Source organism: Streptomyces sp. NPDC008137, from assembly GCF_042957035.1.
Lineage (GTDB): Bacteria > Actinomycetota > Actinomycetes > Streptomycetales > Streptomycetaceae > Streptomyces.
The window spans coordinates 1-15,254 of the sequence record NZ_JBIBHN010000028.1; the positions used below are offsets into that span (position 1 = coordinate 1).

Below are 15,254 nucleotides of genomic sequence, written 5' to 3' on the forward strand. Positions count from 1 at the left end.
GAGCACCTGCGCGGCATGCGGATCCTCACCGACCGCAAGCGCAAGGGCGACCTGGCCGACCAGCTCATCTGCGACCACGCCCTGTTCCACCTGGAAGCCGACCTGCGCTGGCTGGAACTGACCGCCGCCCGACTCGAAAAACTCCGTGAGGCTCTGACCCGATGACGACTTCTCCCCCCGGTGCCCTGCTCACCGCGCACGACCTGCGCAAGGCGTACGGCCCGACCACCGCGCTCGACGGCGCCGGGTTCTCCATCCACCCCGGCGAGGTCGTCGCCGTCATGGGCCCCTCCGGGTCCGGCAAGTCCACGCTGCTGCACTGCCTCGCCGGGATCGTGCTGCCCGACTCCGGGTCGATCACCTACAACGGGCGTGAACTGACGACGATGAGCGACGCCCAGCGCAGTGCGCTCCGCCGCTCCGAGTTCGGGTTCGTGTTCCAGTTCGGCCAGCTGGTGCCCGAGCTGACCTGCGTGGAGAACGTCGCCCTGCCGCTGCGGCTGAACGGCACCTCCCGCAAGGACGCCGAGCGGACCGCGCTCGGCTGGATGGAGCGCCTGGAGGTCGACGACCTCAAGACCAAGCGCCCCGGCGAGGTCTCCGGCGGCCAGGGCCAGCGCGTCGCCGTGGCCCGCGCGCTGGTCACCGGACCGCGCCTGCTGTTCGCCGACGAGCCCACCGGCGCGCTCGACTCCTTCAACGGCGAACGCGTGATGGAACTGCTGACCGAAGCGGCCCGCTCGACCAACGCCGCCGTCGTCCTCGTCACCCACGAGACACGCGTGGCCGCCTACTCCGACCGCGAGATCGTCGTCCGCGACGGCAGGTCCCGCGCCATGGAGCGCGCCGTATGAGTCCTCGCCAGTGGGGCACCGACCTGGCCATGGGGGCCCGCTTCGCCCTCACCGGCGGACGCGAGGGCTGGGTCCGGATGACGCTCACCGCCGTAGGCGTCGGCCTCGGCGTGGCACTGCTCCTGCTGTGCACCGCCCTGCCCAACGTGTTCGCCGCCCGCGGCAAGGTGGAGGACGCCCGCTACGACCACACGTTCGTGTACTCCGACAAGGCCCCGCCGAAGGCCGACAACACCTTCCTGATCGCCGGCACCGACACCACCTGGCACGACGACGACATCCGCGGGCGGCTCGTCGAGCCCGAGGGCGAGCGGGCGCCGCTGCCCCCAGGAGTCGACAGCTTCCCCGGCGACGGCGAGATGGTCGTCTCCCCCGCGCTCAAGGACCTGCTCGCCTCGGACGGCGCCGAGCTGCTGCGGGAGCGGCTGCCCTACAGGATCACCGGCACGATCGGCGAGAGCGGACTCATCGGCTCCCACGAACTGGCCTACTACGCGGGCGCCTCGGGGCTGAAGGTCATGGAGTTCTCCCCCGTGCACCGGCTGACCGGATACGGCAGACCGGACGCGGACGTGGCACCCGAGAAGACCGACCCGGTGCTGCTGCTCATGATCCTGGTCGTCTTCGTGGTGCTGCTGACCCCGGTCGCCGTGTTCATCGCCGCCGCCGTCCGCTTCGGCGGCGAGCGCCGCGACCGCCGGCTGGCCGCGCTGCGCCTGGTCGGCTCCGACAGCCACATGACCCGGCGGATCGCGGCGGGCGAAGCACTCGCCGGAGCCCTGCTCGGCCTGGTCGTCGGCACCGGCTTCTTCCTCCTCGGCCGTCAGACGCTGGGCTCCACCGAGCTGCTGGGCGTGAGCGTCTGGCCCGGTTACCTCGATCCCTCCCCCGCGCTCGCCGCTCTGGTCGCGGTGGCGGTCCCGGTCGCCGCCGTACTCGTCACGCTGCTCGCGATGCGCGGCGTGGTGGTGGAACCGCTCGGCGTCGTGCGCGCGGCCAAGCAGCGCCGCCGCCGGCTGTGGTGGCGGCTGCTGCCGCCGCTGGCCGGCCTCGCGATGCTCTACCCGATGATCGGCAAGGGGCGTGAGAACGGCGACTTCAACCAGTACTACGTCATCGGCGGCGTGCTGCTGCTGCTGATCGGCATCACCGCGCTGCTCCCCTGGGCCGTGGAGGCGGTCGTCGTCCGCCTCGGCAAGGGCGCGCTGTCCTGGCAGCTCGCGGTACGACGGCTGCAGCTGAGCAGCGGAACCGCCGCACGCATGGTCAACGGCATCGCCGTCGCCGTGGCCGGAGCCATCGCCCTGCAGATGCTGTTCACGGGAACGGAGAGCCAGTACACCAAGGCCACCGGCCAGGACCCCGGCCGGGTCGGGATCCAGGTCGAGTTCAGCGACCGCGAGCCGCTGTCCGGTGTCGAGCGCGAGTTCACCGGCACCAAGGGGGTACGGGCCGCGGTGTCCCTGGCCGACCTGGAGTACGGGCAGACCCGTCGCGACCCGGAGCACAGCGGCGGCATGACCGTGGGCAACTGCACCGCCCTGCGCGAACTCGCCACGCTGCCCTCCTGCAAGGACGGCGACGTGTTCGTCACGCGGACGAGGAGCCACTACGAAGACCCCGGCAACGCGGACGAAATCGCCCTGTTCAAGCCCGGACGGACGCTCTACCTCGACCCGTCGTACGGCGAAGCGACGACCGATCGCGGCATGGAGGCGCCCTGGACCGTTCCGGCGAACGTGCGGGTGGTGGACGCGCGCAAGGACTCACTGGTGGAGTCCCACAGCGTGCTGGTCACCCCCGCGGCCCTGCCCGCCGAGGCCGCGCCCGCGTTGGCCTCGGACGGGGTCTACCTGCGTCTGGACCCGTCGGTGCCGGACTCACGGGAGTACATACGCAACGTCGCCGCCCGGATCGACCCCCTGGCAAGCACCTACACCTGGGTGGCGACCGAGGAGGACACCAAGTACGCCTCCATCCGCACCGGCCTGTTCGTCGGCTCCGTCTTCGTGCTGGCACTGATCGGCGCGAGTCTGCTGGTCTCCCAGCTGGAGCAGCTGCGCGAGCGCAGGAAGCTGCTCTCCGCGCTGGTCGCCTTCGGCACCCGGCGCCGCACCCTGAGTCTGTCGGTGCTGTGGCAGACGGCCCTCCCGGTCGGACTCGGCCTCCTACTGGCCACGACGGTGGGTGTCACTCTCGGCTCGGTGCTGCTGAAGATGACCGATACACCGGTGGCCATGGACTGGGAGAGCGTCCTGACCATGACCGGCGTGGGCGCGGCCGTGGTCGGCGTGGTCACGCTGCTCAGCCTGCCGCCGCTGCTGCGGATGATGCGCCCGGAGGGCCTGCGCACGGAATAGTCCCTCACCCGTCCCCCGAAGTGGGCTCCTCCAGCCAGGAGGAGCCCACTTCGGCATCACAAAGAGAGGTGACCCCTTCCGCCCCACCGGCTTGAATACCCCCATGGCCCCCATACGCGACCAGTCCTCGGCTGCTCTCCCCGAACTCCACGGCCACGGCCTCCGTCTCCGCCCCTGGGACGCCACGTCCGGTGCCGACGTCGAGACATGGCTGTGCGGCCTGCGGGACCCGGAGTTCCGGCGCTGGAACACCCCGGTGAGGCCGGTCACGGACCTTACGACCGCCCGGGAGTCGCTGCTCGCGCGGGCGCACAGCGCGGCGGAGGGCACGTCGATGTCGTTCCGGGTCGCGGACGCGCGCAGCGACACGGCCCTCGGGCACATCGGCGTCAACGAGATCAAGTACCACCTGAAGACCGCCCGCGTCGGCTACTGGGTGCTCCCCGAGGCCCGCGGCCGGGGCGTCGCCACCCGGGCCCTGCTGCTCGCCACCCGCTGGGCCTTCGCCGAACTCGGCCTGCACCGGCTGGAGCTGGACCACGCGGTCGGCCACGACGTGTCCTGCCGGATAGCCGGGAGATGCGGTTTCGCGTACGAGGGAACCCTGCGCGGGGCGATCTTCCAGGAGGACCGGCACGACGCGTTCCGGGACGCCCATCTGCACGCGCGGCTGGCGACGGATCCGGAACCGGAGGCGGACGCGGGCCGAGGGGCCCGGGCGTAATTCGGAGGTGCCGGAGGGGGCGCGGGCGGCACCATGGGGCATGCGCACCGACGACTGGTACTTCACCCAGGACCTCGACGACTTCCTGGCTCGCGCGGGGTCGTTCCTCCGCTCCCAACCTGCCCTGCACACCGTCCCGTTGACCGTCACGGAGACGCTGCGCACCCGCGGAGCGCACGTCTACGGCGCCGGGCTGCCGGAGTTCGGTGTACTGGAGCGGGACGGCGCCGTCCGGGCGTCGTTCTTCCGCACTCCGCCCCACTGGCTGAACCTCACCGCCCTCACCCCCGAGGAAGCCGACACCCTCGCGGCGCGGCTGGCCGCCCTCGGGCAGCGGCCGCCCGGAGTGAACGCCGACCGCGACACCGCCGCCGCCTTCACCGAGGCCTGGCAGCGGCACACCGGCGCCACGGCCACGCTCCGCCAGCGCCAGCGGCTCTACCGGCTCGGCGCCCTGACCGCGCCCGGCCCCGCACCGCCCGGCGGCCCCCGGATCGCCGTCGAGGCGGACCGCGCCCTGCTCGTCCGCTGGCACACGGAGTTCAGCGCCGCGATCGGCATGGGCACCGTCCACGAGGCCGACGAGTGGGCGGATACCCGTATCGAACAGGGCGGCGTCACCTTCTGGGAGACCCCGGACGGCACGCCCGTCGCCATGGCCGGCGTGACCCCGCGGATCGCCGGCCAGATCCGCGTCGCCTCCGTCTACACCCCGCCCCACCTCCGCGGCCGCGGGTACGCGGGCGCGGCCACGGCCGAGATCAGCCGCACCGCCCTCGTCTCCGGGGCGCAGGAGGTGCTGCTCTTCACCGACCTGGCGAACCCGACCAGCAACGGCCTGTACCAGCGCATCGGCTACCGGCCCGTGGCGGACTTCGCGGTGTACGACTTCGGATAGCGCCACGGGTCTCACCAGAAGGTGAGCGTCAGCTTGAACCAGGCGGCGCCCTCCCGGTCGGTGTTCTCGGCGTCCAGCGTCTCGGTCGCCAGTACGGCGAAAGCCCGCTCCTGGAGTCCGAGGTAGGCCCGTACGATCGCGTACTTTGGGGCGTCGTCCCTGAGTACGCGATCGGCGGTGGCCTCGTCGAGTCCGCCCAGATTCCAGAGCAGCTCGACGATCGGGGCGGCCCGCTCGCCACCGCGCTCGGTGACGAAACCGCCCACGAAGCTCTTGGCGATGTCCCTCGCGAACGGGTTGAGGTCCGCCATCCACTCCCTGCGCAGCCACAACTCCGCACGTCTCACCCGCTCACGCGGGTCCAGGTCGAGCGTGAGGTCCACGTGTTCCTGAAAGCCGCCGGTCTTGAGGCGCACCGTCGTCCTGTCCGCCTCGGCCGTACGGCCGCCCGCCGTCTCCTCCACGTGGAAGAAGCCGAAGAAGTCGCCGCCCCGCAGGTCCGCGTACGGCACGAGGGTGGGCTCCCCGGAGAGGTCGCCCCACTCCGACGGCCACAGGAAGGCCGAGAAGACGACCTTGGCGAGATCGGCCCTGGAGATGATCCAGCCGTTCCCGTGCTCCACCGCGTCCACGCCCGCGGCGTTGTGCTCGCGGCACAGCAGGGAGCGACCCGGCCAGGGGTCGTGGAAGAGGACTGAATCGTCGTCGGCGGCCAGCAGGTTGACGCAGTGTCCGGAGCGGCCGTCGTACACCTGGACGGCCGTCCCCTTGACGTTCCCTGTGATGAGGCCCCTGGCCAGGAGGTCGACCAGAGCGGTCGGGGAGAAGGCGATCACGCGGTCGATCGCGGAGGTCGGCACCTCGGGTCGCCCGGTCGCGAGAAGGCAGACCGGATGCATGCCGGAGAACAGACCGAAAGTGCGCCAGTTCTGTTCCAGGGTGGCGCCCCGGTGCGGGTCGCCGTACAGTTCCCGCCCCTCCGGGGTGCTGGTCAGTTGCGCGAACGCCGCTTCCAGGATCTCGACTTCCGGCGGCCGGGCCACGGCCCGGGCACGGGTCTCGTCCGGCTGGATCAAGTCGCGCTGACCCGGCTCCTGTCGGCCCGGTCCGGCGCCGGAGAACAGAATTTCTTCCATCGAAATACGTTACCCAGCAGATAGCATGAAAGGGTGTCAGATCCGACGATTCCCATCTCCCGCGTTCAGCAGTACACCGTGGAGCGGTGCCCCCACTGCGCCGAGCGGCACCGGTTCGCGCTGGGCTTCGGCCGACGTGCCGTTCTCACCTTCGGAGGTGCCGCGGCCGGCGCCGGCCTGACCTGCCCGACGACGGGTGGGCCGATCGTCGTCGAGCTGGAACTCCGCGAGAACGAGACCTACTTGGGTCCTGTCGACCCTTCGGCGGGTGCCACCGGGGCCGTCGCACTCCCCGAGCCGGCGGCCGCGGGGGAAGCGGTGGCTCAGGACGGCGGTGGCGAACGGGCCGAGTGGCAGAAGGGGTCACGTACGACGGCACTCGACTTCTGCCGGACCATGCTGGCCACCAGCAGTGGCGCCATCCCCGTCTACACGGCCGTGCTCAACTACGTGGGAATCAAGGGGATCTCGGGTTCCCTCAGCGGTCGGCTGAGCGTGCTGCCCATGATCCTCTTCCTGCTCGCCAGCGTGGCGTTCATCCTGGCACTGGTGCCCACCCTCGCCACCGTGAGCGACGAGAGGGGCTTCCGCGAGTTCCGCGACCGGCGGCTGCGTCTCCTCGACCGGTACATCTGGACGGGCGTCACACTGTTCGTGACGGCCATGGCGTTCTCCGTCTACTTCCTGTTCTCCGCCCTGGGCACGGTCTGACGGAGAACCCGGCCGCCCTCACGGCCAGAGCAGCTCCCGCACCCACTCCTCCTGCTCCTCCCCGCGCCGGTAGCGCAGCCGTACGTGCCGCCGCCGCTCGTCCCCCTGGAAGAACTCGACCTCCTCGGCCCGCAGCCGGTACAGCGTCCAGGACGGTACGGGAGCCTCCGGCTCGGTCCGGGCCCGTTCCCAGGCCGTCTCGGATGCCCGGGCCAGCTCCTCCACCGAGCCCAGGATCTCGCTCTGGCGGCCGGTCAGCGCGGCGGCCAGGGCGCCCGTCGAGCGGGCGTGCAGGTCGCCCTGGGCGTCGGTGGAGGGGGCGGCCGTCACCGGGCCGCGGACCCGGACCTGGCGGCCCAGCACGGGCCAGTAGAAGCCGAGGGCGGCGTAGGGGCGGGCGGCGAGGTGCCGGCCCTTGCGGCTGCCGGCGTGGGACGCGAAGGACCAGCCGGTCTCGTCCGCGCCGTGCAGCATGACGATCCGTACGTCGGGCAGGCCCGACTCGTCCGAGGTCGCCAGGGACATGGTGTGCGGCTCGCTCTGCCCGGCCGCCACCGCCGCCGCGAACCACTCGGTGAAGAGCGGCAGCGGGGTCGCGGGGGCGGCCGTCGGGTCGAAGGGGGGCAGGTGCGTGGACTGCGGGTCCCAGACGCGAAGTGACCTCAGCAGCTCGTGAAGATCGGGTGCCATGGGCTTGATTGTCACCCGGGGGTGCTCGTGGGTGTCGTCATACCTGTCCGAGGTCCGACGACACCCACCGCTCCGGCCGCATCCGCAGCACCAGCTGTTCCCCGTGGTTCTTCCAGGCGAAGTCGACGTAGCCGTCGACCTTGTCGGCCGGGAGGTAGCGGGCCGAGAGTTCCCGGAGCAGGTCGAGGGTCGCGGGGGCCGTGTCGACGACCGGGCCCTCGACCGACACGTACCGGATCGTGGGTTCGAGCCGGTCCACCATCAGCGAGAACCGGCCCGCCGCGCCGATCAGCTCGTTCTTGCGGGAATCGAGGCCGGTCATGATCCAGATGTCGCCGCCGGGCTCGTACTGGTACCAGATCGGCACCGTGAGCGGGGCGCGGCCCGCCCCCGCGTCGACCGCGAGCGCGGCGACATGCGGCTCGGCCAGGAACTGTTCGCGCTCTTCGCGGGTCAGGGCCATTCCGGTCTCCTCCAGCGGCTCGCTCAGATCCTTATGACGAACCCAACACCGGCCCCGGCGCACGTGTTCCCTTCCCTCACCCCGTCCCCAGCACAACCGTCCCCGACGAGCAGAACCAGCCCCCCGTCCCCGACGCCACCGTCAGCCGTGGCAGGGAGCCGTCGGGGCGCCGGACCTGGCGGTCGCCGCACTCGCCCCGTAGCTGCCGTACCGCCTCCACCAGCAGGAACAGACCCCGCATCCCGGGGTGCTGGGCCGAAAGACCGCCCCCGTCGGTGTTCACCGGCAGCTCGCCGCGCTCGACCCGCAGCCGACCCTTCTCCACGAACGCCCCGCCCTCGCCCTTGGCGCAGAAGCCGAGGTCCTCCAGGGTCACCAGGGTCATGTAGGTGAACGCGTCGTAGATCTCGGCGAAGTCGATCTCCGACGGACGTACGCCCGCGCGTTCGAAGGCCAGCCGTCCGCTCACCGCCGCCGGGGACACCGTGAAGTCCGGCCACTCGGACATCGCGGAGTGCGACACGGACTCCCCGCTCCCCAGCACCCACACCGGCGCCGTACGGCAGTCCCGTACGTACTCCTCCGCCGCCAGCAGCACCGCCGCCCCGCCGTCGGAACGGAGGCAGCAGTGCAGCTTGGTGAAGGGGTCCGCGATCATCGGGCCGGAAGCGACCTCGTCCACCGTGACCGGGGTGCGGAACATCGCCTCCGGGTTCAGTGCCGCGTTGGCCCGGGCCTGAACCGCCACCTCCGCGAGCTGCTCGATCGTCGTGCCGTACTCGATCATGTGGCGGCGGGCCGCCATGGCGTACTTGGCGATCAGGGTGTGGCCGTAGGGGGCCTCGAACTGCAGGGGGCCGCGGGTGCCGAAGGACAGCGTCCCGGTGCGGCGGCCCGCCCTCACATCCGCGCGGGCCGTCGAGCCGTAGGCGAGCAGCACCACGCGCGCGTGCCCGGCCGCAATCGCGTCGGCCGCGTGGGCCGCCATGACCTCCCAGGTGGAGCCGCCGACGGAGGTGGAGTCGACCCAGGTCGGCCGCAGCCCCAGGTACTCGGCGACCTCGACGGGGGCCAGTGTGCCCAGGCCCGCCGAGGCGAAGCCGTCGACCAGCGAGCGGTCCAGGCCCGCGTCGGCCAGGGCGCGGCGGGCCGCCTGGGCGTGCAGGGCGTACGGGGTCGCGTCGTCCACGCGGCCGCAGTCCGAGAGGGCCACGCCGACGACGGCCACTTTCCTCCGGGCAACCATGAATCTGACGGTACATCAGATAATCCGCGCGGGGGAGCGCCGGGGCTCTGGGCATCCCCGCTCCAGCGCCCTAATATGACGCACCGTCAGATGCGGAGGTGGTTCCCTCATGGACGCCCGCTTCACCCCCGAACAGGACGAGATCCGCCGCACCCTGCGCGAACTCCTCCGCAAGCGGTGCGGACCCGTGGAACTGCGGGCCGCGCTCGACACCCCGGCCGGACACGACCCGGCCCTGTGGACCGCCCTCGCCGAGCAGCTCGGCCTCCCCGGGCTGGCCCTCCCCGAGGCTTACGGCGGGGTCGGCTGCTCGGTCACCGAGCTGGCACTCGCCTGCGAGGAGACAGGCCGGGTCCTCGCCCCCTCGCCCCTGCTCGCCACGGCCGTCCTCGCGGCCCCGCTGCTCCTCGCCCTCGGCACCGACGCCCAGCGGGCCGGCCTCCTCCCGCGCATCGCCTCCGGCGCCCTCACCGCGGCCCTCGCCGTACCGGGGCGCGTCCTCACCACCGCCCTCGCGCTCACCGGCCACGACCCGCACGGGACGTGGGCCGGCGGCGGACGCGCCGGGGGAGTGCAGGCCCGGCGGGCGGACGGCGGCTGGCGGCTGTACGGGGAGGCCGGGCAGGTCCTCGACGGGCACAGCGCGGGGCTGCTCCTGGTCGCCGCGCACACCGGGGGGTTCGCCCGTTCCCGCGTCCTGCTCTTCCTCGTACGGGCGGACGCCGACGGTCTCACCCGCACACGGCAGACCGCGCTGGACGCGACCCGCCCGCAGGCGCGCGTTCAACTCCGTGATGTGGAAGCCGAGTTGCTGGGGAGTGAGGGCGACGACGTCCCCGCCGCCCTCGCCCGGCTCGGCGACACCGCCGCCGTCTGTCTCGCCGCCGAGGCCGTGGGGGCCGCCGACCGGGTGCTGGAGCGGACCGTGGAGTACGTCGGGCAGCGCGAGCAGTTCGGGCGGCCGGTCGGCTCCTTCCAGGCGGTCAAGCACCGGCTGGCCGACGCGTACGTCCAGGTGCAGGCGGCCCGCTCGGCGGCGTACTACGCGGCCTGGGCCGCCACCCACGAGGAGACCGCCGGTGGCCTGGCCCTCGCCCAGGCGCTCGAAGCCCTGCGCGGGGCCGCCGCCGAGGGGATCCAGCTGCACGGCGGCATCGGCTTCACCTGGGAGCACGACACGCAGCTGTACTTCAAGCGCGCCGCGGGCGACGAGCTGCTGTTCGGGCCGGTGCACCGGCTGCGGGCGCGGGCCGCCGACGCGGCGCATGTCTTCGAGGAGGCCGGCCGATGAGGGGCGTGCGCGTGGTGCAGAAGGTGTCGTCGACCAGGGGCTTCGCCCGGGTGGCGCCGTACGTCGTACCCGCTCTGGACCGGCTCGTCCACCGGGCCACCCGGGGGAAGGTGCTGCTCAGCGCGCGACTGCTCCCGGGGGTGGTGCTGACCTCGACCGGGGCGAGGAGCGGGCTGCCCCGTCGTACGCCGCTGGCCTGTATGCCGGAGCGGGACGGGCGCGGCTGGATCCTCGTCGGGTCCAACTTCGGGCGGCCCGGCCATCCCGCCTGGAGCCACAACCTGCTCGCCCTTCCCGACGCCGAGATCAGCTGGAAGGGCGAGGACATCCCGGTCACGGCCCGGCTGCTGGAGGGCGAGGAGCGGACGGCCGCCTGGAACGCGGTGCTGGCGTTCTGGCCGCCGTACGCGGCGTACCAGGCGCGGGTGGACCGGGAGATCCGGCTGTTCCGGATCGTGCGGCGTTAGAAAGCGCGACAGGCGGCGGCCCACGAGAGTGGACCACCGCCCGCAAGACAGGACTCGCGAAAGGGAAGAAGGAAAGAGGGCCGCCTGGGGCGGCTACTTCGTCGGCTTTCTGCCGGTGACACCCAGGTGCACCAACAGCGCCAGGTTCGGCTTCAGTTCGGCCTGCTTCACGCCCCAGGAGGTGAAACCCTTCTGGTGCGAGGCCACGGCCGCGAGCATCGCGACCAGCGAGCCCGCGACGGCCGCCGGGTTGACGTCCTTGTCGACCCGGCCCTTGGCCTGGAGCTCGGCGACGGCGTCCGCGAGGGAGTTGTTCACCGAGTTGAGGATCTTCATCCGGAGCTTGTAGAAGCGCTTGTCGCCCTCGGCGGCGCCGAGATCGACGACCCGGAGGATCGCGTCGTTCTTGCGCCAGAACTCCAGGAACCCGTCGACGAGTTCCTGCGCCGTCTGCCAGCCGGCCTTGCCGGCCCAGGAGCGGCCCTCCAGGAGTTCGGTCAACGCGGCGCCCTCGGTCGCCATTTGCTCGGCGATCTCCAGGACGGCGCCCTCGACGTCCGGGAAGTACTGGTAGAAGGTCGCGGGCGAAGTGCCCGCCTTCCGGGCGACATCGATGACTTTGACATCCCGGTACGGGGAGGAGCTGAGCATCTCGCTGAGGCAGTCGAGCAGCTTCTGCCGGGTCGCCTGCCCACGCCGGCCGGCCACACGGCCGTCGACGGTACGCACTTGTCCTGTCATGACGTCAGCTTACCGAGGCGGGATCGAGGCGCGATTCGGCCGACTGCAAATGGGGTGTGAGGGAGCGCGGAGGCTGGTGTGCCTGGTCTGCGGGCTGCGGCCGTCGCGGTTACGTTGGCGGCATGGCCGAAAACAGGGCATCGGTGTACGCAGAGGGCGTCCCCTGCTGGGTGGACGCGCAGCTTCGCGACGTCGAGGCGGGCAAGCGGTTCTACGGTGAGCTTTTCGGGTGGACCTTCGAGGACGAGTGGTTCGGCTCCTTCACCGAGGCGCTGAAGGACGGCGAACCCGTGGCCGCCCTGGTCCGCAAGGTGGACGGCCGGCTGCCCACCGTCTGGACCGTGTACTTCGCGACCCCGGATGCCCCGGCCCTGGCCCGGCGCATCCGGGACGCGGGCGGGCAGATCGTGTCGGCGCCGGTGCCGGCCGGTGACCTGGGCGTCACCGCCCTGGTCACCGACCCTGAGGGGGCCGTCTTCGCCCTGTGGCAGCCGGACGAGCACCCCGGCTTCGGCGCGCGGCACGAGCCGGGCACCTTCGCCTGGGCCGAGCTGTACACGCGGGACACCGAGGCGGCCAACGACTTCTACGGCGCTCTCTTCCAGGAGGCCCTGTTCGGGCCGGACGCCGAGCCCGACTTCGGCCGCGCCCCCGTCTCCGACCGTTTCCCGGCCGAGATGCCGCCCCACTTCCTCGTCCACTTCGCCGTCGAGGACGTGACCGCCGCGCTGGAGGACGTCACCCGGCTCGGCGGGCGCGTCCAGGTCCCGCCGTTCGAGACCTCGTACGGCACGGTCGCCGTCGTCACGGACGATCAGGGGGCGTCCTTCGCGCTGCTGCGCCGCCGAACAGGCGCCTGACCAGGCGCCCTATGGTCATCTTTTGCCCCTGTATGCAGGGAGACACCCCATTCGTCGCCGGGTTCGCCACCACGGCTTTGGCCAGGAAGAATCGGGGTGCGTGCCGCCATGGCGGTGCGGTGGTGAGACGCTGCACGGGGTCGCGTGGAACATGTGGCTTGGCGCGGCTCGTACGGGGAGGTGGCAGGCAGAGTGGTGGATCAGCTGACGCAGCACGATCCGCGGCGGATCGGGCCGTTCGAGGTGCTGGGACGGCTGGGTGCCGGCGGCATGGGGCTGGTCTATCTCGCGCGTTCGGCGTCGGGCCGGCGTGTGGCGATCAAGACCGTCCGCACGGAGCTGGCCGAGGACCAGCTGTTCCGGGTCCGCTTCACGCGTGAGGTGGAGGCGGCCCGCGCCGTCTCCGGCTTCTACACGGCCGCGGTCGTGGACGCCGACCCGCGCGCCGCCGTGCCCTGGCTGGCCACCGCCTACGTCCCCGCGCCCTCCCTCGAGGAGATAGTGAACGACTGCGGGCCGCTCCCGGCCCAGGCGGTGCGCTGGCTCGCGGCGGGCGTGGCCGAGGCGCTCCAGTCCATCCACGGCGCCGGGCTCGTCCACCGTGACCTCAAGCCCTCCAACGTCCTCGTCGTCGAGGACGGCCCCCGGGTGATCGACTTCGGTATCGCCTCTGGCGTATCGAACACACGTTTGACTATGACGAACGTCGCCGTCGGCACGCCCGCCTACATGTCCCCCGAGCAGGCCAAGGACTCCCGCAGCGTCACCGGCGCCTCCGACGTCTTCTCCCTCGGCTCCATGCTGGTCTTCGCCGCCACCGGACACCCGCCCTTCCACGGCGCCAACCCGGTCGAGACGGTCTTCATGCTGCTGCGCGAGGGCCCGGACCTGGAGGGACTCCCGGACGAGCTGCGTCCGCTCATCGAGTCCTGTATGCAGATGGAGGCGACGGGCCGCCCCAACCCGGCCGACCTCCAGGCCCAGCTGGCCCCCCACCTCTTCGGCTCCGGCTCCGACGACAGCGGCACCGCCTCCGCGTGGCTGCCCGAGCGGGCCGTGGGCCTGATCGAGTCCCGCCGCAACGGCCGCCCGGCCGGCAAGCCCGCCCCCGCCGGCCGCAGCGGCGGCGGCCGCCCCGCCCCGGTCCCGGCCCCCGGTCCCGCGCCCATCCCGCCCCCGCCCTCGCACGACCCCGTCGTCCCGGCGCCCGCCTCCGTGGCCGCGTCCGTGGCGGCTCCCGCGGGCGGCGGCCCCGACACCGGCCCCGTCCGGCTGGCCGGCGCCCAGGTGCCCATCGGCCCCGGCCCGCGCGTCGCCGACGTCCGTGCCGCCGCCGTCAAGGCACCCCCTCCGGAGGCCGCCCTCACCGCCTCCTGGTCCAAGCCCCGCCCCGGCGTCAACGGCACCGACCCCGCCGTGGGCCCCGCCGTCGCAGCGCCCCCGGCCCCCGTCGCGCCGCCCGAGGCGAGCGGCTGGCGGCCCTGGCGCTTCCGCATGTCCAACGACGTCTGGGGCACCCCCGCCGTCGACGGCGACCTCGTCTACGTCACCTCCTTCGAGGTGCACGCCCTGGACGTCGGCACCGGCCGCCGCCGCTTCAAGACCCGCGACGTCGCCTGGTCCATGGCGGTCGCCGACGGCCGCATCCACGCCTCCGACGGGCCCACGCTGTTCGCCCTGGACGCCCGCGAGGGCGCCGACCTGTGGCGCCTGCAGACGGACGCCTGGGTCTACGCGCTCCAGGCCGGCCGCGGCACCGTCGTCACCGGCACCCGGGGCGGCGGCGTCCAGGGCTGGGAGGCCTCGGCCGGACAGAAGCTCTGGGAGATCACCGGCTGCCAGACCGACTTCGAGTCCCCCGAGGCCGGACCCGCCCTGCACGACGGCACGGTCTACGTGTGGCAGGACGCCCGGCTGCGCGCCCTGGACGCCCGCACCGGCGACGAGCGCTGGTCGTACCCGATCGGCGACGCGGCCTCCTGCGGCGGAGTCCCGGTCAGGGTCACCCCGGCGGCCGACGGCTACGTGTACGTCTGCGCCGGCACCCGTGTCCTGGCCCTCGACGCGGCAGCCGGACATGTGAAGTGGCACTTCGAGGCCCCGGCGGCCTTCCTCTCCCCGCCCACCTTCGTCCCCGGCCCGGCCGTCACCGGCGGCGGCGTCTACCTCGCCGACTACCTCGGCACGGTCTACGCCCTCGACGCCACCGACGGCCGCGACCGCTGGCGCATCGCCACCGAGTCCCGCGCCTCCGTGGAGCCCGTCCTGGTCGCCGCCGGCCATGTCCATGTGGGCAGCGGCAAGGGCCTCTACACCCTCGACGCGGTCACCGGCACGCCCAAGTGGCGCTTCCAGGCGGGCGGCGACATCGTGGGCGCCCCCTCGGTGGCCGAGGGCCGCATCCACTTCGGCTCCACCGACCATCTCCTCTACACCCTCAAGACCGACGACGGCCGGCTGCGCTGGAAGCTCGCCACCGGCGGCGAGATCACCGGCTCACCGGTCGTGCGGGACGGGGTGGTGTACGCGTGCAGCAAGGACCGCTGTGTGTACGCGCTGGACGCGGAGAAGGGCACGGGCACGGCACGCACCGCGTGAACACGCCCGGGACGGCCGTCGTACCGGCGCACGGAAGGGTTCCAGACGGCGGCCGTCGCTACGGGGAGCGGTTCGCTTCGGGAAGGCGGCCCGATCACCGCTCTCACCCAAGACGTTACGCCGGGTGCGCAACGGTCGCCACGCGGTGGCCGCCCGTGACGGACGGTCCGGGCCCGCTGGTCCGGGCCGTGCGGTCCGGGCGCCGGCGGTCGCCC

General features: G+C 72.6%; 14 protein-coding genes and 1 pseudogene. 10 read left to right on the forward strand and 5 right to left on the reverse strand.

What is annotated here, in order from left to right:
- The 5 genes and pseudogenes from ACFZBT_RS31910 to ACFZBT_RS31930 all read left to right on the forward strand — a co-directional run.
- Positions 1-165: pseudogene (locus ACFZBT_RS31910) on the forward strand (PadR family transcriptional regulator); the annotation flags it as partial.
- Positions 162-854 (forward strand): ATP-binding cassette domain-containing protein, encoded by a 693-nt coding sequence (locus ACFZBT_RS31915; RefSeq protein WP_391110935.1) that lies wholly within the window; start codon positions 162-164, stop codon positions 852-854. The pseudogene ACFZBT_RS31910 and the gene ACFZBT_RS31915, both read left to right, overlap by 4 nt.
- On the forward strand, positions 851-3,214 hold the full coding sequence (locus ACFZBT_RS31920) for an FtsX-like permease family protein (protein WP_391110938.1): 2,364 nt from the start codon (positions 851-853) through the stop codon (positions 3,212-3,214). The genes ACFZBT_RS31915 and ACFZBT_RS31920 overlap by 4 nt, the downstream gene beginning before the upstream one ends.
- A gap of 103 nt (positions 3,215-3,317) precedes the next feature.
- Complete coding sequence (locus ACFZBT_RS31925) at positions 3,318-3,938, forward strand: GNAT family N-acetyltransferase (protein ID WP_391110941.1); 621 nt, start codon at positions 3,318-3,320, stop codon at positions 3,936-3,938.
- Between the two features lie 40 nt (positions 3,939-3,978).
- Positions 3,979-4,836, forward strand: a complete 858-nt coding sequence (locus ACFZBT_RS31930) for a GNAT family N-acetyltransferase (RefSeq protein ID WP_391110944.1) — start codon at positions 3,979-3,981, stop codon at positions 4,834-4,836.
- Positions 4,837-4,847: 11 nt separating this feature from the next.
- Here the strand turns inward: ACFZBT_RS31930 and ACFZBT_RS31935 are convergent, their stop codons facing one another.
- A complete protein-coding gene (locus ACFZBT_RS31935; protein WP_391110946.1) occupies positions 4,848-5,972 on the reverse strand; it encodes a hypothetical protein in 1,125 nt (374 codons plus the stop codon).
- 33 nt (positions 5,973-6,005) lie between these two features.
- Here ACFZBT_RS31935 and ACFZBT_RS31940 point away from each other — a divergent pair, with 33 nt between their 5' ends.
- Complete coding sequence (locus ACFZBT_RS31940) at positions 6,006-6,683, forward strand: hypothetical protein (protein ID WP_391110949.1); 678 nt, start codon at positions 6,006-6,008, stop codon at positions 6,681-6,683.
- An 18-nt stretch (positions 6,684-6,701) separates the two neighbouring features.
- Here ACFZBT_RS31940 and ACFZBT_RS31945 read toward each other — a convergent pair whose 3' ends face one another.
- The 3 genes from ACFZBT_RS31945 to ACFZBT_RS31955 form a co-directional block, all read right to left on the reverse strand.
- Positions 6,702-7,373: a pyridoxal 5'-phosphate synthase gene (locus ACFZBT_RS31945; protein ID WP_391110952.1), complete on the reverse strand. Its 672-nt coding sequence runs from the start codon at positions 7,371-7,373 to the stop codon at positions 6,702-6,704.
- Between the two features lie 37 nt (positions 7,374-7,410).
- The gene (locus ACFZBT_RS31950) at positions 7,411-7,836 is read right to left on the reverse strand and encodes a pyridoxamine 5'-phosphate oxidase family protein (protein ID WP_391110954.1); all 426 of its coding nucleotides are present in this window, start codon (positions 7,834-7,836) and stop codon (positions 7,411-7,413) included.
- Positions 7,837-7,912: 76 nt separating this feature from the next.
- A complete protein-coding gene (locus ACFZBT_RS31955; RefSeq protein WP_391110957.1) occupies positions 7,913-9,082 on the reverse strand; it encodes an acetyl-CoA acetyltransferase in 1,170 nt (389 codons plus the stop codon).
- A gap of 109 nt (positions 9,083-9,191) precedes the next feature.
- Between ACFZBT_RS31955 and ACFZBT_RS31960 the strand changes: the two genes are divergently transcribed.
- Positions 9,192-10,373: an acyl-CoA dehydrogenase family protein gene (locus ACFZBT_RS31960; protein WP_391110960.1), complete on the forward strand. Its 1,182-nt coding sequence runs from the start codon at positions 9,192-9,194 to the stop codon at positions 10,371-10,373.
- A complete protein-coding gene (locus ACFZBT_RS31965) occupies positions 10,370-10,840 on the forward strand; it encodes a nitroreductase family deazaflavin-dependent oxidoreductase (protein WP_391110963.1) in 471 nt (156 codons plus the stop codon). The genes ACFZBT_RS31960 and ACFZBT_RS31965 overlap by 4 nt, the downstream gene beginning before the upstream one ends.
- 93 nt (positions 10,841-10,933) lie before the next feature.
- Here ACFZBT_RS31965 and ACFZBT_RS31970 read toward each other — a convergent pair whose 3' ends face one another.
- Positions 10,934-11,581: a TetR family transcriptional regulator gene (locus ACFZBT_RS31970; RefSeq protein ID WP_229873153.1), complete on the reverse strand. Its 648-nt coding sequence runs from the start codon at positions 11,579-11,581 to the stop codon at positions 10,934-10,936.
- 122 nt (positions 11,582-11,703) lie between these two features.
- Between ACFZBT_RS31970 and ACFZBT_RS31975 the strand changes: the two genes are divergently transcribed.
- Positions 11,704-12,441 (forward strand): VOC family protein, encoded by a 738-nt coding sequence (locus ACFZBT_RS31975; RefSeq protein ID WP_391110966.1) that lies wholly within the window; start codon positions 11,704-11,706, stop codon positions 12,439-12,441.
- Between the two features lie 192 nt (positions 12,442-12,633).
- Positions 12,634-15,039 carry a PQQ-binding-like beta-propeller repeat protein gene (locus ACFZBT_RS31980; RefSeq protein ID WP_391110969.1) on the forward strand — a complete coding sequence of 802 codons (2,406 nt, stop codon included), beginning with the start codon at positions 12,634-12,636 and terminating at the stop codon, positions 15,037-15,039.
- Positions 15,040-15,254: the final 215 nt, after the last annotated feature.